The sequence below is a fragment of the Cellulosimicrobium sp. SH8 genome, assembly GCF_025818875.1.
GTDB lineage: Bacteria > Actinomycetota > Actinomycetes > Actinomycetales > Cellulomonadaceae > Cellulosimicrobium > Cellulosimicrobium cellulans_D.
This window is the reverse complement of record NZ_JAMXMH010000010.1, coordinates 18,271-37,947: the sequence shown is the minus strand read 5'-3', so window position 1 is coordinate 37,947 and position 19,677 is coordinate 18,271. Positions and strand designations below refer to the sequence as shown.

At 74.4% G+C, this 19,677-nt stretch carries 18 protein-coding genes; 4 read left to right on the top strand and 14 right to left on the bottom strand.

The genetic code is table 11. From position 1 onward, the window contains the following. Window positions 1-2: 2 nt before the first annotated feature. The 10 genes from NF338_RS14420 to NF338_RS14375 all read right to left on the bottom strand — a co-directional run bounded on the left by NF338_RS14420 (window position 3) and on the right by NF338_RS14375 (window position 13,469). Complete coding sequence (locus tag NF338_RS14420; RefSeq protein WP_264031434.1) at window positions 3-1,733, bottom strand: MDR family MFS transporter; 1,731 nt, start codon at window positions 1,731-1,733, stop codon at window positions 3-5. 131 nt (window positions 1,734-1,864) lie between these two features. Beyond that, window positions 1,865-2,554 carry a TetR/AcrR family transcriptional regulator gene (locus NF338_RS14415; RefSeq protein WP_264031433.1) on the bottom strand — a complete coding sequence of 230 codons (690 nt, stop codon included), beginning with the start codon at window positions 2,552-2,554 and terminating at the stop codon, window positions 1,865-1,867. Window positions 2,555-2,626: 72 nt separating this feature from the next. Next, complete coding sequence (dhaM, locus tag NF338_RS14410; protein WP_264031432.1) at window positions 2,627-3,355, bottom strand: dihydroxyacetone kinase phosphoryl donor subunit DhaM; 729 nt, start codon at window positions 3,353-3,355, stop codon at window positions 2,627-2,629. Next, entirely contained in the window at window positions 3,352-3,996 is a 645-nt protein-coding gene (gene dhaL, locus NF338_RS14405; protein WP_264031431.1) for a dihydroxyacetone kinase subunit DhaL, read from the bottom strand. Before dhaL ends, dhaM begins: the two co-directional genes overlap by 4 nt. Window positions 3,997-4,065: 69 nt before the next feature. Further along, window positions 4,066-5,061 (bottom strand): dihydroxyacetone kinase subunit DhaK, encoded by a 996-nt coding sequence (dhaK, locus tag NF338_RS14400; RefSeq protein WP_264031430.1) that lies wholly within the window; start codon window positions 5,059-5,061, stop codon window positions 4,066-4,068. Window positions 5,062-5,232: 171 nt separating this feature from the next. After that, window positions 5,233-6,654 (bottom strand): bifunctional folylpolyglutamate synthase/dihydrofolate synthase, encoded by a 1,422-nt coding sequence (locus NF338_RS14395; protein ID WP_264031428.1) that lies wholly within the window; start codon window positions 6,652-6,654, stop codon window positions 5,233-5,235. Further along, window positions 6,651-10,151 carry an isoleucine--tRNA ligase gene (gene ileS / locus NF338_RS14390; protein WP_264031427.1) on the bottom strand — a complete coding sequence of 1,167 codons (3,501 nt, stop codon included), beginning with the start codon at window positions 10,149-10,151 and terminating at the stop codon, window positions 6,651-6,653. The genes NF338_RS14395 and ileS overlap by 4 nt, the downstream gene beginning before the upstream one ends. 244 nt (window positions 10,152-10,395) lie before the next feature. Next, complete coding sequence (locus tag NF338_RS14385; RefSeq protein WP_264031426.1) at window positions 10,396-10,659, bottom strand: hypothetical protein; 264 nt, start codon at window positions 10,657-10,659, stop codon at window positions 10,396-10,398. 316 nt (window positions 10,660-10,975) lie between these two features. After that, a complete protein-coding gene (locus NF338_RS14380) occupies window positions 10,976-12,568 on the bottom strand; it encodes a molybdopterin-dependent oxidoreductase (protein WP_264031425.1) in 1,593 nt (530 codons plus the stop codon). A gap of 85 nt (window positions 12,569-12,653) precedes the next feature. Then, a complete protein-coding gene (locus NF338_RS14375) occupies window positions 12,654-13,469 on the bottom strand; it encodes an SDR family oxidoreductase (RefSeq protein ID WP_264031424.1) in 816 nt (271 codons plus the stop codon). Between the two features lie 259 nt (window positions 13,470-13,728). Between NF338_RS14375 and NF338_RS14370 the strand changes: the two genes are divergently transcribed. The 4 genes from NF338_RS14370 to NF338_RS14355 are packed head-to-tail and all read left to right on the top strand — an operon-like array spanning window position 13,729 to window position 17,306. Then, complete coding sequence (locus NF338_RS14370; protein ID WP_264031423.1) at window positions 13,729-14,766, top strand: putative F420-0 ABC transporter substrate-binding protein; 1,038 nt, start codon at window positions 13,729-13,731, stop codon at window positions 14,764-14,766. Continuing rightward, window positions 14,763-15,848, top strand: coding sequence for a putative F420-0 ABC transporter permease subunit (locus NF338_RS14365; protein WP_412846903.1), 1,086 nt, complete (start codon window positions 14,763-14,765; stop codon window positions 15,846-15,848). The genes NF338_RS14370 and NF338_RS14365 overlap by 4 nt, the downstream gene beginning before the upstream one ends. Beyond that, entirely contained in the window at window positions 15,845-16,747 is a 903-nt protein-coding gene (locus NF338_RS14360) for a putative F420-0 ABC transporter ATP-binding protein (protein ID WP_264031422.1), read from the top strand. Before NF338_RS14365 ends, NF338_RS14360 begins: the two co-directional genes overlap by 4 nt. A gap of 25 nt (window positions 16,748-16,772) precedes the next feature. Next, complete coding sequence (locus NF338_RS14355) at window positions 16,773-17,306, top strand: hypothetical protein (protein WP_264031421.1); 534 nt, start codon at window positions 16,773-16,775, stop codon at window positions 17,304-17,306. 11 nt (window positions 17,307-17,317) lie between these two features. Here the strand turns inward: NF338_RS14355 and NF338_RS14350 are convergent, their stop codons facing one another. The 4 genes from NF338_RS14350 to NF338_RS14335 form a co-directional block, all read right to left on the bottom strand. Continuing rightward, window positions 17,318-17,743 carry a TIGR03667 family PPOX class F420-dependent oxidoreductase gene (locus NF338_RS14350; protein WP_264031420.1) on the bottom strand — a complete coding sequence of 142 codons (426 nt, stop codon included), beginning with the start codon at window positions 17,741-17,743 and terminating at the stop codon, window positions 17,318-17,320. Between the two features lie 2 nt (window positions 17,744-17,745). After that, window positions 17,746-18,198 carry a CoA-binding protein gene (locus tag NF338_RS14345; protein ID WP_264031419.1) on the bottom strand — a complete coding sequence of 151 codons (453 nt, stop codon included), beginning with the start codon at window positions 18,196-18,198 and terminating at the stop codon, window positions 17,746-17,748. A 95-nt stretch (window positions 18,199-18,293) separates the two neighbouring features. Beyond that, window positions 18,294-18,764, bottom strand: a complete 471-nt coding sequence (locus NF338_RS14340) for an anthrone oxygenase family protein (protein ID WP_264031418.1) — start codon at window positions 18,762-18,764, stop codon at window positions 18,294-18,296. Then, the gene (locus NF338_RS14335; RefSeq protein ID WP_264031417.1) at window positions 18,761-19,666 is read right to left on the bottom strand and encodes an NAD(P)H-binding protein; all 906 of its coding nucleotides are present in this window, start codon (window positions 19,664-19,666) and stop codon (window positions 18,761-18,763) included. Before NF338_RS14335 ends, NF338_RS14340 begins: the two co-directional genes overlap by 4 nt. Window positions 19,667-19,677 lie beyond the last annotated feature (11 nt).

Sequence of the window (19,677 nt, the reverse complement as noted above, 5' to 3'; positions counted from 1 at the left end):
GGTCAGGATACCGGCGCGGCGTCGCGGTCCCGGTCCTCCGGGTGGTCACCGCCCGCTCCGGGGGCACCCGCGGTCACGACGGCCGCGTCGGCAGGAGCGTCCGCAGCCGCGTCCTGCGCAGGAGCGTCCTCGACGAGGGCGCCGTGGTCCGCGACGGCCTCGCCGCGCGCGACCATCCCCGCGACGTCGGAGAGCTTGACCTCGCGCAGGAAGAGCGCGAGGACGAACCCGACGAGCACGAGCGGGACGAGGTACCAGAAGGCCGGGGCGAGGGCGTCGGTGAACGCGTCGACGACGCCGGTGTGGATCGGCTCGGGGAGCTGCTGCACCATCTCGGGCGTGAGCGACGACCCCTCGGCCCCGGCGGGCGCGGAGCCGGCGGGCAGCCCCGCGAAGACGCCCTCGAGGTTGTCTGCGAGGCGCGACGTGAAGATGGTGCTGAACAGCGCCGTGCCGACGGCCGCGCCGATCTCGCGGAAGAAGTTGTTCGCGCTCGTCGCCGTCCCGATCTCGTGCGGGTCGACCGAGTTCTGCACCGCGAGGACGATCGTCTGCATGACGAGGCCCATGCCGGCGCCCATGACGAAGATCATCGCGCCGAAGAGCCACATCGACATGTCGCCCGTGATGCGCGTGAGCCACATCATGCCGGCCGCGGTGATCGCGAGGCCCAGCACCGGGTAGATCTTGTAGCGGCCGGTCTTCGTGATCGCGATACCCGACCCGATGGCCGTGATCATGACGCCGACCATCATCGGCAGCATGAGGAACCCGGACTCGGTGACCCCCGCGCCGGTGGACATCTGGAGGAACGTCGGCAGGAAGGCGAGCGCCGAGAACATGCCCATGCCGAGCACGAGGCCGATGAGGGTCGCGATCGTGAACGTCCGGTTCTTGAACAGGTGCAGCGGGAGCAGCGGCTCCTCGGCACGGTTCTCCACCACGACGAACGCGGCGACCGAGACGACCACGGCGGCCACGAGGCCCAGGAGCCACGGGTCCGACCAGTCGTAGCCGCGCGAGCTGGTCAGCGACTCCCAGCTCGTGACGAGCACGATGCCGGACGTGGCCACGACGAGGAAGAAGATGCCGGCGACGTCGATCTTGCGGCCGGAGCGGTGCGACGGGAGCTTGAGCGCGACCCACGCGACGACGAACGCCGCGACGCCGATCGGGACGTTGATCCAGAACGCCCAGCGCCAGCCCGGGCCCTCCGTGAACCAGCCGCCGAGGAGCGGGCCGATCACGGCCGCGATGCCGAACAGGGCGCCCATGGGCCCCATGTACTTGCCGCGGTCCTTGGCGGGCACGATGTCGGCGATGATCGCCTGCGACAGGATCATGAGGCCGCCGCCGCCGAGGCCCTGCACGCCGCGCCAGGCGACGAGCTCGGGGAACGTCTGCGCGAAGCCCGCGCCCGCCGACGCGATCGTGAAGAGCCCGATCGCGACGAGGAACGGCCACCGACGACCCCAGAGGTCGCCGAACTTGCCGTAGAGGGGCATGACGATCGCGATCGCCAGGATGTAGGCCGTGATGACCCAGCCCTGGTGCTCCACGCCGTGGAGCTCGCCGACGATCGTCGGCATCGCGGTGCCGACGATCGACTGGTCGAGCGAGGACAGGAACATCGACGCCATGAGCGCGCCGAAGATCACCCACACGGTGCGCGGGGTGAGCACGATGAGCGGCTTGCCGCCGTCGACGGGCGGTGCAGCGGTGGAGGAGGCCATGAGGATCCGGTTCGGTCAGGACGGGCGGGCGCGCGCCGACGGGCGCGGCCCGTCGTCGGGTGGTGGGGAGGAGCGGGTAGCGATGAGGACGCCGTGGCGTCGCTGCCCTCGCGGGCCGGAGGGGCCCGCGGCTAGCGGGCCGCGGGATCGGGGGCGCGGGAGTCCTGGAGCAGGGCCCGGAGCTGCCCGACGACGGTCGGCAGGTGGTCCACCGGCTCGCCCTCGCGGTCGTGCTGCTGCCACTCGAGCGTGCTCGCGCGCAGCAGGCTCATGACCACGAGGGCCAGGAGCTCGGGGTCGGGGACGAAGGGCCGCACGGCGCGGCGTGCGCGGAACATGTCGACGAGCTCGGCGCGGTGTCCCTCGACCCAGGCGACGTGCCGGGTGACGAGGTGCGGTTCGCGCTGCACGAGCTCGAGCGTGCGGGCCATGCGCTCGGGCGTGACGATCTGCTGCGCGAGCACGTCGGCCACGACGACCTCGAGGTCGTCGAGCAGCGCGCCCGTGGGGCCGCCCTCGATGAAGGTCGCCACGATCTCGGGTCGCACGGCGAGGTCTTCGAGGCCGAGCACGGCGTCGTCCTTCGACGGGAAGTAGTTGAAGAACGTGCGCGGCGAGACCCCGACCTCGGCGCAGATGTCCTCGACGGTCACGGCGTCGAGGCCGCGCTCCAGCACGAGCGTCTGCGCGGCCTCGACGAGCCCCTCGCGCCGGGCGCGCTTCTTGCGCTCCCGCAGCCCGCCGGGGGACGGCGCGAGGCATGCCGCGGCCCGCTCGGCCAGGGAGGGGCGAGCGGGCACGTCAGGGAGAGTCGTGGGCACGAGGACGATTCTTGCATCCGGTGCAATATTGCATCAACTGCAATACCCGTGACGACGGTCACACGACCCGGCTCAGACCTCGCCGAACCCGCCCTCCACGGCCTCCACGACCGCGGCCACCGCGTCGGCGGCCTGGGGACCCTCCCCCGTCACCGTGAGCTCCTGGCCGCCGGTCGCGCCGAGCTTCATGAGCTCGAGCACGCTCGCCCCGTTGACGCCGTCGATCGCGACGCTCGCGTCGAAGCCCGCGACGAGGCGGGCCAGCACCGCCGCGGGGCGTGCGTGCAGCCCGAGCGGGTTGCGCAGCACGACGACCGCGCGCGCCGCGCCGTCCGCGGGTGCCGCGGCACCGGCGCCCGCACCCTCGCCCTCGGGAGCGCCGACCCCGACAGCGAACGTCCCGCCCGCGTGCTCGGCGGACGCGAGCACCTCTGCGACGTCCCCGCCGCCGTGGGCGGTCACCGCCGCCGCGACGGCCCCCTCGACGAACGGGGCGTCCGCGAGCCGGACCCTCCCGTCGAACCCGTCCTCCATGTCGAGGACCGACTCGACGGTCATGACCGCCGAGCCCAGGTCGGCCAGCACGACCACGCCGTCCGCGACGCCGAGCGCCTCCTCGAGCGCCGCGGACACGCGGTCGTAGCTGGTGCCGAGCCCGCCGTCGTCCGTCCCCCCGGCGGCGAGCAGCAGCACGCCGGGAGCCATCTGCGCGGACAGCTCGACAGCACCCTCCGCGAGGCGCTGCGAGTGCGAGACGAGGACCAGCGCGACGCGCGCCCGCGCCCCGACCGTGCCGCTCACGCGGTCGCCGCGTCGCGCGCGGCCTCGAGCAGGATCGCGGTCGACGTGGCCCCCGGGTCCTGGTGGCCCGCGCTGCGCTCCCCGAGGTAGCTCGCGCGGCCCTTGGTGGCGACGAGCGGGATCGTCGCCTCGGCGCCCGCGCGCGCCGCCGTCGCGGCCGCGGCGAGGACGTCGGCGGTCGACGCGCCACCGTCGGCAGCCCCCTCCGCCGCGTCCACGGCGGGCTGCCAGGCGTCCACCATCGTCTTCTCGCCCGGCTGGGCCTTGCCACGGGCGGTGATGCCCTCGAGCGCGCCCTCGAGGAGCGCGACGACGCCGTGCGCGTCGAGCTGAGCGAGCCCGGTCACCTTCGCGGCCCGGAGGTACGCCGTCCCGTAGAGCGGACCCGAGGCGCCGCCGACCGACGACATGAGCGTCGTGGCGACCAGCTTCAGCACGTCGCCGATCTGGCCCAGCGGCTGGTCGCCGGCGGCCGCGCCGTCGAGCTTGGCGACCACCGCGCGGAACCCCCGGTCGAGGTTCTCGCCGTGGTCGCCGTCACCGATCTGGCGGTCCAGCTCGGTCAGCTCGTCCCGTGCCGCCGCGATGCGCTCCGCGCTCAGCCGCGTCCACCGGTCCGCCCAGGCCACGTCCAGCGTCATGCCCCACCTCTCCTCGCCGTCGAGCCGGCGGTCCGCCGGCTCTCGGAGACTGCACGAAAGGGCACCGCCTCACCAGCGCAGCGCAGCCGTGTGGACGGGAGCGTCCCACAGGGCGGTGAGCTCGTCGTCCAGGCGCAGCACGGTGACCGACGCACCCTGCATCTCCAGCGACGTGACGTAGTTGCCGACGAGCGAGCGCGTCACCCGTACGCCGCGCCCCTCGAGCAGCCTCCTCGCCTGACGATAGACGACGTACAGCTCGGACAGCGGCGTACCGCCCATTCCGTTAACGAACAGCAACACGTCCTCGCCCCCGGACAGGCCCAGGTCGTCCGCGACGGGGTCCACGAGCCGCTGCGTGATCTCGTCCGCCGACGCCATCGGGATGCGGTGCCGTCCCGGCTCGCCGTGGATCCCGATCCCGATCTCGACCTCGTCGTCGCCGAGGTCGAAGCTCGGCTTGCCGACGTGCGGGACCGTGCACGCGGTGAGCGCGACGCCCATCGAGCGCACGTTCGCGACGACGCGGCCCGCGATCTCCGTCACCGCCCCCAGGTCGTCGCCGCGCTCGGCCGCGGCGCCCGCGATCTTCTCGACCGCGACCGTGCCCGCCACGCCGCGGCGACCAGCGGTGTAGAGCGAGTCCTCGACGGCGACGTCGTCGTTGACGAGGATGCTCGTCACCTGCGTGCCCTCCGCCTCGACGAGCTCGACCGCCGTCTCGAAGTTCAGCACGTCGCCCGTGTAGTTCTTCACGATGGCGAGGACGCCCGCGCCCGAGTCGGCACCGAGGATCGCCGGGACGATCTGGTCCGGCGTCGGCGAGGTGAACACCGCGCCGGGGACCGCGGCGTCGAGCATGCCGGCCCCGACGAAGCCCGCGTGCAGCGGCTCGTGCCCCGACCCGCCGCCCGAGACCAGGCCGACCTTCCCGGGGACCGCGCCACCGGCTCGCGAGACGTACGGCGGCGCGACGTGCACCTCCACGAGATCCGCGTGCGCCTGGCCGAAGCCCTCCAGGGACTCCGACACCGCGTCCTGGGGATCATTGAGCAGCTTCTTCACCGGTCATCCCTCCATCGGTCCGTGCGCCCGGTGCTCCGGACGCTGACGACCCCCGCCCGGCGTGCCCGTCGCCGTCGTCGCCTCCATCAAACACCCGGGCGCACGGGACCGCGCGCGGTCCCCGAGGGCGGCGCTCCGCTGCGGCGGAGCGCCGCGCGCCCGGCGGAGGAGTCAGCCGCGACCGAGGAGGATCCTGGCGTCGGCGACCGTCACGACGGAACCCGTGACGAGCACGCCCGAGCCCGTCCCGACGCCCACCGCGTCGTCTCGCTCCGCGAGGTCGACGGCCATCTGGAGCGCCTCGTCGAGCCGCTCGGTGCTGTGCACGCGGTCCTCGCCGAACACGTCCACGGCGAGCTCGGCGAGGTCGGTCGGGTCGGCCGAGCGCTCCGAGCTGTTGCGCGTCACGACGACCTCTGACAGCACCGGCTCGAGCGCCGCGAGCAGCGGCTCGGCGTCCTTGTCCGCCATGATCGCGACCACCCCGACGAGGTGACGCAGGTCGAACGCCTCGGTGAGCGCGCCCGCGAGCGCCTCCGCCCCCGCGGCGTTGTGGGCGGCGTCGACGAGGACGGTCGGGCTCGACCGCACGACCTCGAGCCGCCCGGGCGACGTGACGTCGGCGAACGCGGCCTCGACCACCTGCCCGTCGAGCGCACGCCCACCGAGGAATGCCTCCACCGCGGCGAGCGCGAGGAGCGCGTTGTGCGCCTGGTGCTCGCCGTGCAGCGGGAGGAACACCTCGGCGTAGAGCGCGGCGGGCGTGCGCAGGTCCAGGAGCTGCCCCCCGACCGCGACCTGCCGTGCCGCCACGTCGAGGTCGACGCCCTCGCGCAGGAGCCGCGCACCGACGCGCTCGGCGCGGGCCCGCAGCACCTCCTCGACCTCCGGGCGCTGCGCCGCGGAGACGACGGTCGCGCCGTCCTTGACGATGCCCGACTTGACCGTCGCGATCTCCTCGAGCGTGCTGCCGAGCCACCGCTCGTGGTCGAGCGCGACGGGCGTCACGACGGCGACCTCCGCGTCGACCACGTTGGTCGAGTCCCACTCCCCGCCCATGCCGACCTCGACGATCGCGACGTCGACGGGCGTGTCGGCGAACGCGGCGAACGCCACGCCCGTGAGCACCTCGAAGAAGCTGAGCTGCGACTGCCCGGCCTCGGCGAGCTCGGCGTCGACGACCTGGACGTACGGGTACACGTCGTCCCAGACCTCGACGAACCGCCGCGGCGACAACGGCTCGCCGTCGACGACGATGCGCTCGGTGACGCTGGTCAGGTGCGGGCTCGTGAACATCCCGGTGCGCAGGCCGTGCTCGCGCACCAGGCGCTCGGCGACGCGCGCCGTGCTCGTCTTGCCGTTGGTCCCGGTGAGGTGGATCGTCCGGAACGCGTGCTGCGGGTCGCCCAGCAGCTCGAACAGGCGCCGCACCCGGTCGATCGTCGGGTCGAAGTCGTGCTCAGGAGCACGGGACACGATGTGCTGGTAGACGCGCTCGAGGTCCGCCTGCGCGGCGGCGTCCTCCGCCGCCGCGCGGGCGTCCTTCGTGCTCTGCCGGCGTGCGGCGCCGGGGTCCTTGCGCGCGGCGCTCACAGGTTCGCCTCCTCGTCGGGGCCGGCGGCCGGAACGGTGCCGTCTGCCTTCTCGACGCGCACGGAGCGCACGTCGGTCGGCGACGTCTCGACGACGACCTCGACCGCGAGCGTCTCGCGCGCGACGAGCTCGCGGTGCTCCTCGACCGCGACGAGCCACTCGCGCGGCACGTCGAGCGACAGCCGGATGCGGTCGGCCACGTCGAGGCCGGCGGCCTTGCGCGCGTCCTGCACGTCGCGGATCACGTCGCGCGCGTAACCCTCGGCGAGCAGCGCGTCGTCGAGCACGAGGTCGAGGACGGCGAACCCGCCGCCCGCGAGCACCGCGGCGGCGACGCTCGGCGCCTCTCCCTCGGCCACGCCGCGGTCGGCGACCACGGTCGTCAGCTCGTACTCCGCGGCCAGGAGCGCGACGTCGCCGTCGTCCGTCGTCACGACGACGTCCCCGGCGTCGTCCACGCGCCACGCCCCGGCCTTCGAGGCCTTGATGACGGCCTGGACGCCGCGACCCAGGCGCGGGCCTGCGGCGCGGGCGTTCACGGCGAGACGCTGGGTGATGCCGAACCGGTCCGCGGCGTCGGAGTCTGTCGACTCGAGGTCGACCGCCTTGACATTGAGCTCGCGGGCGAGCAGGTCGGTGTACGGGGCGAGCGCCTCGGGGTCGTCGACGACGACCGTGAGGCGCGCGAGCGGCTGGCGCACGCGGAGCTGGTTCGCCTTGCGCAGGCCGAGCGCGGCCGACGCCACGGCGCGGACCTCGTCCATCGCGGCGACGAGCGCAGGGTCGGCGACGAGCGCAGGGTCGGCGACGAGGGACGCGTCCGGGACGTGGCGCACGGCCACGGCAGACGAGCCGTCCTCGCCGACGAACCGCTCGCCGACCTCCTCGGTGGACGCCGGCCAGTCGGTGAGGTGCACCGAGCGCCCACCCGTCAGGCCGCGCCACACCTCCTCGGCGAGCAGCGGTGCGAGCGGGGCCATGACGCGCGTGAGCGTCTCGAGCGCCGTGTAGAGCGTGTCGAACGCGTCGGCGTCCTCGGCCCAGAAGCGGTCGCGCTGCGTGCGCACGTACCAGTTCGTCAGGACGTCGAGGTGCTCGCGGACCGTCTCGCACGCGCCCGCGATGTCGTAGGCGTCGAGCTGCCCGGTCACGCGCACCACCAGGTCGTGCGTGCGCGCGAGCAGGTAGCGGTCGAGCGCCAGGAGCCCGGCCACGCGCTCGGGCGCGACGCGCTGCGCGACGTAGCCCGCGGCATCGCCGGGCTCGCCCGCCCGCGCCTGCGCCTTCGAGGAGTTCGCGTACAGGGTGAAGAAGTAGTACGTGCTCCACAGCGGGAGGAGCACCTGGCGCACGGCGTCGCGGATCCCGTCCTCGGTGACGACGAGGTTGCCGCCGCGCAGGATGGGCGAGCTCATGAGGAACCAGCGCATCGCGTCGGAGCCGTCGCGGTCGAAGACCTCGTTGACGTCCGGGTAGTTGCGCAGCGACTTGCTCATCTTGCGGCCGTCGGAGCCCAGCACGATGCCGTGCGAGACGGCCGAGCGGAACGCCGGGCGGTCGAACAGCGCCGTCGCGAGCACGTGCAGCGTGTAGAACCAGCCGCGCGTCTGGCCGATGTACTCGACGATGAAGTCGCCGGGGTTGTGGTGCTCGAACCAGTCGGTGTTCTCGAACGGGTAGTGCACCTGCGCGTAGGGCATGGACCCCGAGTCGAACCAGACGTCCATGACGTCCTCGACGCGGCGCATGGTCGAGCGGCCCGTCGGGTCGTCGGGGTTCGGCCGCGTGAGGCGGTCGACGAACGGGCGGTGCAGGTCCGGCTCGCCCTTCTCGTTGCGCGGGAGCGTGCCGAAGTCGCGCTCGAGCTCGGCGAACGAGCCGTAGACGTCGACGCGCGGGTGCTGCGGGTCGTCCGAGCGCCACACCGGCACGGGGCTGCCCCAGAACCGGTTGCGCGTGATCGACCAGTCGCGCGCGTTCTCGAGCCACTTGCCGAACTGGCCGTGCTGGATGTGCTCCGGGGTCCAGGAGATCTGCTCGTTGAGCTCGACCATGCGGTCCTTGAACTTGGACACCGCGACGAACCACGACGACACGCCCATGTAGATGAGCGGCTGCCGGCAGCGCCAGCAGTGCGGGTAGGAGTGCGCGTACGACTCGCGGCGCAGCAGCACCGTCCCGGGGCTCGTCGCGCCGAGCGCGAGGTCGGGGGTCTGCTCGCCCGCGGCGACCGCGGCGTCGTGGCGCGTGCGGCCCTTGAGGTGGTCGATGATGAGCGCGTTCGCGTCGAAGACCTGCAGGCTCTCGTAGTCGACGACGGGGAAGACGAACTTGCCGTCGGACGCGACCGGCAGCACGGGCTCGACGCCCTCGCGGTCGGAGACGACCTTGTCCTCCTCGCCGAATGCGCCGGCGTTGTGCACGAGGCCCGTACCGTCCGTCGTCGTGACGAAGTCCGCCTCGACCACGCGGTGCGCGCCGGCGTGGCCCGCGAAGTAGGAGAACGGCGGCGTGTAGGACCGCCCGACGAGGTCGGCGCCCGTGAGCCGCTCGACGACCTGCGTCGTCACGTCCTCGACGCCCTCGTCGGCGAGCTCGCGCGCGTACGCCCCGAGGCGCTCGGCCGCGATCACGTAGCGCTCCGTGACGCCCGTGAAGGACGACTCCACGACGACGTACTCGACGTCGGGGCCGACCATGACGAAGAGGTTGGACGGCAGCGTCCAGGGCGTCGTCGTCCAGATGAGGGCCAGCTCGCCCGTCTCGAGCCGGAAGCCGACCGTGACCGCCGGGTCCTGGCGGACCTGGTACACGTCCTCGTCCATGCGGAGCTCGTGGTTGGACAGCGGCGTCTGGTCGTTCCAGCAGTAGGGCAGCACGCGGAAGCCCTCGTAGACGAGGCCCTTGTCGTAGAGCTGCTTGAACGCCCACAGGACCGACTCCATGAACGTCGGGTCGAGCGTCTTGTAGTCGTGCTCGAAGTCGACCCAGCGCGCCTGGCGGGTCACGTAGTCCTGCCACTCGCTCGTGTACTTCAGCACCGACGCGCGGCACGCGTCGTTGAACCGCTCGATCCCGAGCTCGAGGATCTCCTCCTTGGTCTTGATCCCGAGCTGGTCCATCGCCTCGAGCTCGGCGGGAAGGCCGTGCGTGTCCCAGCCGAAGCGGCGCTCGACGTGCTTGCCGCGCATGGTCTGGTAGCGCGGGACGACGTCCTTCGCGTAGCCCGTGAGCAGGTGCCCGTAGTGAGGCAGGCCGTTGGCGAACGGCGGCCCGTCGTAGAAGACGAACTCGTTGCTGCCGTTCTCGCCGGCGGGGTTGCGCTCGACCGACGCGCGGAACGTGTCGTCCGCGTCCCAGTAGGCGAGCACCTCGCGCTCGATCGCGGGCAGGTCCGGGGAGGCCGGGACGCCGAACGCCGCGCCGGGGTGCGCGTCGGCGGTCGTGGAGTCGGAGGTGGGATCGGACGAGAGGTCGCGGTGCAGCGGGTAGGCCATGGTCTCGAGGACTCCGGTGGGTAGCGGCCGGCGGAGGTCCGCCGTGGTGGTACGGGTCGGTCGTGCTCTCCTGCGAGGACGACTCCCCCACCCAGGGGCGGGCTCGCCGCGGTACCACCTCGCTTGCCGGCGCTCGTCCCCCGCGCCCGACGCCGTCGGGCCCGGCGGGCGGTCGCCGACCGCTCGTCGCAGGCTGTGACGGGCCCACCCGTCCGGTTCTAGTGGGGACCTGGCCGCAGGGCCGTCAGGCCTGCCCGACGGCGCGGGTCCCGTTCTTCCGGAGGCTCGCCGGTGATGGCCGGGTCGACGCCTGTGCCTCCATGGTAGCCGCCGCCCGGCGGCGCGCGGTGTAGGCGTCGATGTCCCGCGCGACGAGCCACTCGAGCGTGAGCGGCGGGCGGGCGTCGTGCCCGACGGCGGTCGTCGCCGCGGGCGGGCGGGCGGCCTCGCGCGACGGCGCGGCGAGCGTCGTCGGGCGGTAGCGGGGAAAGCTCGGGGGAACGTACATGGTGGTCTCGCGTCCTGTGCTCGGCGGGCGTCCGGAGGTGCAGACCCGGGTGTCGCGCGGGACTCATCGATGAGCCCGTGGCACGAGACCGGCGGCCGTCACGCCCCTCACGGAGAGGGAGGGGCGGGAGGCTGCTCGCGGACACCAGGTCGAGGCTGCGCAGGGCGCCGCGAGCCCTCAACAACAGGTGGCGGAGAGGACCTGCGGGCGCGCGACGACGAGCGGGCTGCTCGTGGCGCGCGGAGAGGTCACGCGGACATGGTGCCAGGGCGGGCCCGGGGCGGACAACCCGGGTCCACGGGCCGGGCGCCGGCCGTCAGCCCACCCGGACGGTGACCTCGTGCCACCCCGACGCGCCGTCGGGTGCGGGCGGGGCGACGTCGGCGGTCTGCGTGCGGCCGTCGGCGTCGGTCGCGCGGACCGTCAGACGGTGCTCGCCCGGCGTCGCGTCCCAGGCGTACGACCACTGCCGCCACGTGTCGGGTCCCACCGTCTCGGCGAGCGTCGCCGGGTGCCACGTGCCGTCGTCGACCCGGACCTCCACGCCCGCGATCCCCGTGTGCTGCGCCCACGCAACACCCGCGACGGTCACGACGCCCGCCGGCACCGGCGCCCCCGCGCGCGGCGTGTCGACGCGCGACGCGAGCTTGATCGGGCCGCGCTCGGACCAGCCGCGCGTGGACCAGTACGCGACGTCGTCGGCGAAGGTCGTGACCTTGAGCTCGGTGACCCACTTGGTCGCGGACACGTAGCCGTAGAGCCCCGGGACGACGAGCCGCGCGGGGAACCCGTGCTCCGCGGGCAGCGGCTCGCCGTTCATCCCGACCGCGAGCAGGCATGCCCGGTCGGGGTCGGTGAGCACGTCGAGCGGCGTGCTCGCCGTCCAGCCGTCCGCGCTCGTGGACAGGACCATGTCGGCGCCGTCGCCGACCCCGGCGCGCGCGAGCAGCTCGCGCACGGGGTACCCGAGCCATCGCGCGTTGCCCACGAGGTCGCCGCCGACCTCGTTCGACACGCACGTCAGCGTCACGTGGTGCTCGGTGAGCGGGAGCGCGAGCAGATCGTCGAGCGTGAGCTCGAACGGCTCGTCGACGAGCCCCGTCACACGGAGCGTCCACGTGGCGGGGTCGACCTGCGGCACGCGCAGCGCGGTGTCGATCCGGTAGAAGTCGCCGTTCGGCGTCACGTACGGCGCGAGGCCTGGGACGCCCTGGTCCGCCCCGGCGGGGACGGCAGGGGCAGGCGTCGCCGGCGGTGGCAGCCGCAGCGCCTCGCGTGCGGCCGTGACGGCGCGCGACCCGGCCGAGACCGCGCGGGACGTCGCGAGCGCGACGACGCCCGCCGCGGCGGCCAGGCCGGTGACGAGGATGAAGCGACGACGGTCCATCGACGCACGTGCGGCGCCGGTGCCCGCCGCGTCGCTGTCCAGGCTGCCACCGGCGAGAGTCGCCCCCGCGGGCCCGCGCAGCGGGGCGAGGGATGCGCGGAGCAGCAGGATCGCGACCCCGACCCCGACGAGCGAGGGCAGCGCCCACGCGACGCTCGCGCCCGGCCGGGCCGCGGCCACGACGGCTCCGACGGCGCCGACGGCGCCCAGCAGCACGGACCCCCACGGCGGGCGGCGCAGCTCGAGCCAGCCCGCGAGCGCCGCGCCCACGGCGAGGACGACCGCCATGCCGCCGAGCAGCACCGCCTTGTCGGCGGTCCCGAACGTCGCGACCGCCCACTCCTTGACCGGGCCGGGCACGGCGTCGACCACCCCGGCCCCGGCCGCGAACAGCGGGCTCGACCCCGGCCCGACGAGAGCCGCGACGAGCTCGGCGACCGCGAACCCGACGGCTGCGCACACGACCCCCGCGAGCGCCGCCCACGCCCCGGCGTGCTCACGCTGCCGCACGCTGCCCCTCATCTGCCGCCCTCTCGTCGCTCCCAGTCAACGCCCGTCGCGGCCTTCACGCCACGGTCCCGGCCGCCGAGCCGTGCTCGACCGGCGCTCAGACGGGGTCGACGCCCCTGGGGACGAGCGGAGCGCGCCACAGCGAGTACGTCGACGCCTGGGCGACGGGACGCAGGACGAGCGAGTCGATGTTGACGTGGTGCGGGCGCGTCACGGCGAAGGTCACGACGTCCGCGACGTCGTCCGCGGTGAGCGGGTCCACGACCCCCGCGTAGACCGCGTCGGCCCCCGCCTGGTCCCCGTGGTAGCGGTTGAGCGAGAACTCCGGCGTGTGCACGAGGCCGGGGGCGATCTCGATGACGCGGATCGGCTCGCCGACGAGCTCCAGCCGGAGCGTCTTCGCGACCCCGAGCAGCGCGTGCTTGGACGCGACGTAGCCGGACCCGCCGACGTACGTGTCGTGCCCCGCCGTGGAGGTCATGAGCACGATGTCGCCCCGGCGCGACGCGCGCAGGAGCGGCAGGAACGCCTTCGTCACGCGCACGGTGCCCAGCACGTTCGTCTCGTACATCGCGCGCCACTCGTCGATCCTCGCCTCGTCGACGTGGTCGACGCCGAGCCCGAACCCGGCGATGTTGAGCAGCGCGTGCACCGGCCCGCGCGCACCGGCCTCCGCGACGAGGCGTGCGACGTCCTCGTCCGACGTGACGTCCCCGACGACCGGGTGGGCGCCCGTGCGCTCCGCGACCTCGGCGAGCCGGTCCGCGCGTCGCGCAAACGCCACGACGTCCCAGCCGCGGGCGCGCAGGTACCGCACGCACGCCTCGCCGATGCCCGACGACGCGCCGGTCACCACCGCGCGCAGCGGTGCGGTCGAGGGGCTCTGGGCAGGCAGGTTCGATGGCGCTGTCACGACGGACACTCTGCCACGCCGGACCGTGGGAAGGACTAGGCTGACGGAGGACCACGGGCCCTGCACTGGCCCGTCCGGGCGGCACGGGTCTGTGCCGCGGGTCCGCGCGACGCGAGATGACGCGTCGGTCCCGGCCGGCGCTCGCCGGTCGGCATCGAGAACGCACCGCCGCAGCGGCGTGCCCGCCGAGAGCACGCCGCACCGCGCCCGACCCCCGGAGACCTCGCCCGTGCCCTCTTCCCGCACCTCTTCCCCCACCGTGCACCGCCAGCCCGCCCGCCGCGCCGTCCTCGCGCTCCCGACCGCCACGCTCGCCCTGCTGCTCGCCGCCTGCTCGTCGGGCACCACGCCGGGTGACGACCCGACCGCGGGCGGCGACACCGCGCCGGCGGGCGGTGCGGCAGCGACGACCTACCCGCTCACGCTCGACGACTGCGGGTTCGAGGTGACGTTCGACGCGGCACCCGAGCGCGTGGTCACGATCAAGTCGAGCACCACGGAGATGCTGCTCGCGCTCGGGCTGGGCGACCGCATCGTCGCGAGCGCCTTCGCGGACGGCCCGGTCCCCGAGTCGCTCGCCGACGCCGCGGCGGACGTCCCCGCGGTCGCAGAGCCGCTCTCGGACCAGGTGCCCGGCGCGGAGGCGGTCCTGGAGACCGAGCCTGACCTCGTCTACGCGGGCTGGGAGTCCAACCTCACGGCCGACGGTGCGGGCGACCGGGAGACCCTCGCGCAGCTCGGGGTCGCGACGTACGTCTCCCCCGCCGCGTGCAAGGCGCCGGAGTACATGCCGGACCCGCTGACGTTCGACGACGTGTTCGCCGAGATCACCGAGGTCGGCACGATCTTCGACGCGCACGACGCGGCCGCCGACCTCGTCGCGGAGCAGCGCGCGACGCTCGACGGCGTCGCCCGGGACGAGCGCGAGCTCACGGCCCTGTGGTACTCGTCCGGCGACGACATCCCGTACGTCGGCGCGGGCATCGGCGCGCCGCAGATGATCATGGACGCCGTCGGGCTCGAGAACGTCGCAGGCGATGTGCACGACACCTGGACCGCGTTCGCGTGGGAGGAGGCGATCGCCGCCGACCCCGACGTCCTCGTCCTCGTCGACGCCGCGTGGAACACCGCCGAGGCCAAGATCGAGCGGCTCGAGTCCAACCCGGCGACGGCCGAGATGACCGCGGTGCGCGAAGGCCGCTACCTGACGATCCCGTTCCCGGCGACCGAGGCCGGCGTGCGCAACGTCGATGCCGTCGTGGACCTCGCGGCACAGCTGGAGGCGCTCGGCCTGTGACCACGCTGCGCACCCGGCCCGCACCCGCGCCGCCCGCCCCACGGGACGGCGCGGGGACCGGCGCGCGCCGCGGCGCGGGCTGGTGGGTGCCGGCCGGCGTCGGCGCTCTCGTCGTGACGGTCCTGGTCACCGTCACGATCGGCCCGGCGGACCTCGCGGTCGGGGACGTGTGGCGCTCGGTCGCGACGCACCTCGGGCTCGGCGGGCTGCTCGGCCTCGAACCGCTCGGGGCGCTCCAGGACGGCATGGTGTGGCAGCTCCGCCTCCCCCGCGTGCTCACCGCCGCGGCGGTCGGCGCCGGTCTGGCCGTGTGCGGCGTCGTCATGCAGTCCCTCACGCGCAACCCCCTCGCGGACCCGTACCTCCTCGGCCTGTCGTCGGGCGCGTCGCTCGGCGCGGTGCTCGTGCTCGTCGCCGGGTGGACCGTGCTCCTGCCGGTCGCGGCGTTCGGGGGCGCCGTGCTCGCGCTCGTCGCGGCGCTCGGCCTCGCGGGCGCTCTCGGGGCGCTCACGCCCACGCGGACCGTGCTCGCGGGCCTCGCGGTGAGCCAGCTCGCCGCGGCCGCGACGAGCTTCGTCATCTTCTGGTCCGCGACCGGCGACTCCTACCGCGAGATCCTCTCGTGGCTCATGGGGTCCGTCGCGGGCGCGACGTGGACGTCGGTCGCGGTCGCGGGCGGCGCGACCCTCGTGCTCGGGACGCTGCTCGCCTCGACCGGCTCCGTGCTGGACGCCTTCACGTTCGGCGACACGGCGGCGTCCACGCTCGGCGTCGACGTCGCGCGCGTGCGCTGGACGTTGCTCGTGGGCGTCGCGCTGCTCACCGGGGCGCTCGTCTCCCAGTCGGGGTCGATCGGGTTCGTCGGGCTGATCCTGCCGCACGCGGTCCGACTCCTCACGGGCGCGCGGCACCGCCTGCTGCTGCCGCTGTCCGCGCTGTTCGGCGCGACGTTCCTCGTCTGGGCGGACACGCTCGCGCGCACGGTGTTCGCGCCGCGCGAGCTGCCCGTCGGGATCGTCACCGCCGCGATCGGCGCGCCGGTGTTCGCCCTGCTCCTGTGGCGCGGGAGGAAGACCGCATGAGCGAGGCGACGCGCACGACGGCTCAGGAGGCACCCGCGGTCGGCGAGGCCGTCGTACGGGACCGCCTCGGCGACGCTGCCCGGCGCAGCCCGGGTCCGCGGAGTCCCGGCGGGCTGGACGCCGCGCGCGTGTCGTGGTCGGTCGACGGCCGCCTGATCCTCGACGGGGTCGACTGCACCGCCCCGACCGGCGCGGTGAGCGGGCTGCTCGGGCCCAACGGGTCCGGCAAGTCGACGCTCCTGCGCGTGCTCGCCGGGGTGCGCGCCCCGTCCTCCGGGCCTGACGATCCCGCGCACGTGCGCTTCGACGGCGCGGACCTGCTCGCGATGCCGCGGCGGAGGCGCGCGCGCGTCCTCGCGCTCGTCGAGCAGGACGCGACGACCGACCTCCCGCTCTCCGTGCTCGACGCCGTCCTGCTGGGTCGCATCCCGCACCGCTCGCTCCTCGCGGGCGACTCCGCGCACGACCGGGAGGTGGCGACGGCGGCGCTCGCCCGGGCGGGCATGGCCGGGTTCGCCGAGCGGGAGGTCGCGACGCTCTCCGGCGGCGAGCGCCAGCGCGTGCACCTGGCGCGCGCGCTCGCCCAGGAGCCCGCGCTGCTCCTGCTCGACGAACCGACCAACCACCTCGACATCGCCGCGCAGCTCGACACGATGCGCGTCCTGCGCGACCTCGCCGACGACGGCGTGGCCGTCCTCGCCGCGCTCCACGACCTCAACCTCGCGGCCCAGACGTGCGACCACGTCGTCGTGCTCGCGGACGGCCGGGTCGTCGCCGCGGGCGACGTGCGCGAGGTCCTGGTCCCCGAGGTGCTGGACCCGGTCTACGGCGTGCGGTGCGAGGTGCTCACGCACCCGCGCACGGGCCGGCCGGTGCTGACGTTCGCGCCGCAGGACTGAGCGCCCGTTCGCGTACCCTCGGCGGGTGCGCCTCTCCCTGGTCCCCCGCACCGTGCGGACCCTCGTCGCGACCGGTCTCGTCGCGACGTGCGTCGTGCTCCTCTCCGGCTGCGCGGTGCTCGACGGGCGCTCCCCGTTCGACACCTCGAACGTCTCGTACGCGGACGTCGAACGGGCCCTGCCCGCGGTCCAGGACGCGCTGGACGAGGCGGAGCTCCCCGTCGAGGCGAGCCTCTACACCGGTTCGAGTAACTGCGAGGGCGCGTGCGACCTGGGCGTCGGGGTGAGCCTGCTCCCGGGCGAGGACGCGCGACACCCCGACCTGCACCCGGACGCGCTGGCCGCGGTGCTGGTGGTCGTGCTGCCCGAGGTGTCGGGCATGCCCGTCTACGTCAGGACCGGTGTCTCCGAGGACGGAGAGGGTCTCGACCTCGATCCCGCGGCTCGGGCCCTCGGGCTGGACGAGTCGCCCTTCTCCGTGTCGATCGGCGAGGTGCGCATCCCGAAGGACGAGCTCGACACGGCCCTCGACCAGGCCACCGCCCGCCTCGAGCGCTGAGCAGTGCTCGATCAGTAGCCGCGGAGGCGCTCCAGGCGGACGCGCACGGTCACGGAGTAGTCCGCGTGGAAGCCGTCGGCAGTCATGCCGAGGCCGCGGATCCCCTCGGCGTACTTCGCGTCGTACGCGGTGCGCTCGTCGGGCGAGAGGCCGGAGTCGTCGATCGCGGCGGTGCCGGTGAGGACGACGACGTCGTCCCCCGATCGGGTGCTGTTGAGGTGCACCGCGACCCGAGCGTTGCCGCGGACGTTGCGCAGCTTCGCGGTGCGCGGCTGGGACTTGACCACGACCTCGTCCGCGCCGTCCCACAGGAACCACACGGGGGTCGGCTGGGGGGCGTCGTGCGGGTCGACGCTCACGAACCACAGGACCAGCTCGTCGGTGAGACGGGTCGCGGCGCGCGAGCCCAGGTCGGACGTGGTGTCGATCGCGGTCACGGTCACGCCTCCTTCGTGGTGGTGGTCGCGCCGAGGCGCGGCAGCTCGATGGCGGGGCAGCGGTCCATGACCATGTCGAGCCCGGCCTCACGGACGCGGCGCGCGGCGTCCTCGTCGATCACGTCGAGCTGGAACCAGACGGCCTTCGCGCCGATCGCGACGGCCTGGTCGGCGACGTCGCCCGCGAGCTCGGAACGCACGAACACGTCGACGACGTCCACGGGGAACGGGACGTCCGCGAGCGTCGCGTAGCCCGCCTCGCCGTGCACGGTCTCCCCGGACGGGTGGACGGGGACGATGCGCTTGCCGTGCTGCTGGAGCACGCGCGCCACGCCGTACGCGGCGCGCGACGTGTTGTTCGACAGGCCGACGACGGCCCAGGTCTCGGTGCCCTCGAGCACCCGACGGATGGTCTCGTGCTCATCGGCGGGCACGGCCGCTGTGACGTCGCTCATGTCGTGCGCAACCGGGCCCCGGCCGCGGCTATTCCGCGGCCGAGGCTCGGAACGTCTCGGCCGTCTCGGGCGCCTCGGGCGGGGCGCGCCGGGGGTCAGACGAGGGCGAGCGCGAGCAGCGCGGTCGCGGCCGCGCCCGCGACGGTCCGCACGTGGTTCCATGCGAGCCAGCGCGGGAGGAACGCACCCCACGCGGCGGCGAGGTCCGCGGGCCGGGCCGCCGCCGCGTCGAGGCGCTCGTTGAGCGGGACGTTGCCCACCGCGGTCACGCCGAGGATCCCGACGAGCGCGACCACGGCGCCCGCGAGCGCCCACCCCGCTCCGGGCGTCCCGCCGACGAGGCCGACGACGGCCGCCGCCGCGGGCACGAGCACGCTCGCCGCGAGCAGGAGCATGAGCGGGGGTCGCAGCGCGTCCTTGTTGATCGCAACCATGGCCGCAGCCCCGTCCGCGGCGGGGAGGCGGCGCAGCCCGCCCATGACGAACGTGGAGAACGCGAAGAGCACCCCGCCCGCGAGCCCCGTCGCGACCGCACCCGCGACGACGAGCACGGCGAAGACGCTCACGAGGGCTGCCCGGACGTCGACGCGACCGTCGCCGACCAGGTCGCGGCCTCGCGCGCGGCGAACTCCCGGAAGTCCCGCGGGTCCCGACCCAGCGCCTGCCGGACCCCGTCGGCAACCGGGGTCCCGCGCCCGTCGAGCACCTCGGTGAAGAGGTAGCGCATGAGGCCCACGACGTCGTCGGGCAGCCCGATCGCCCGCAGCCCCGCGACGAACTCGTCCATGGTGATCGGCACGAACCGCACGTCGTGCCCGCTCGCGGCCGCGATCTGAGCCACGGCCTCGCCGAACGTGATCGCGCGCGGCCCGGTGAGCTCGTAGACGCGGCCGGCGTGCGCCTCGTCGACGAGCGCCGCGACCGCGACCTCGGCGACGTCCTCGAGGTCGACGAACGGCTCGGCGACCTGGTCCACCGGCAGCGCGAGGACGCCGTCGAGCACGGGTTCGAGCAGGAAGCTCTCGCTGAAGTTCTGGTCGAAGAACGCGCACCGGACCACGGTGCGGCCGGGGAACGCGTCGGCGACGAGCACCTCCGCACGCTGTGCCTCGACCTCGCCGCGACCCGAGAGCAGGACGAGCCGGCGCACGCCCGCCTCCCGGGCGAGGGCCGCGAACCGGGCGACGGTCTCCGGGGAGCCCGGGACCGCGAGGTCGGGCACGTACACGACGTACACCGCCGCTGCCCCCTCGACGGCGGGGCGCCACGTGGTCTCGTCCTCCCAGTCGAAGCGGACGGCGCCGGAGCGGGAGGCGCGGCGCACGGGGAGCCCGAGCGCGTCGAGGCGGTCGGCGACCCGGCGGCCGGTCTTGCCCGTCGCGCCGAGGACGAGGACCGGGCCGGGTGCGGGGGCGTCGGTCGGGGCGGCCGTCGGGGCGGCTGTCGGGCGCGGTGTCGTGGCGCTCATGGCGTCTCTCC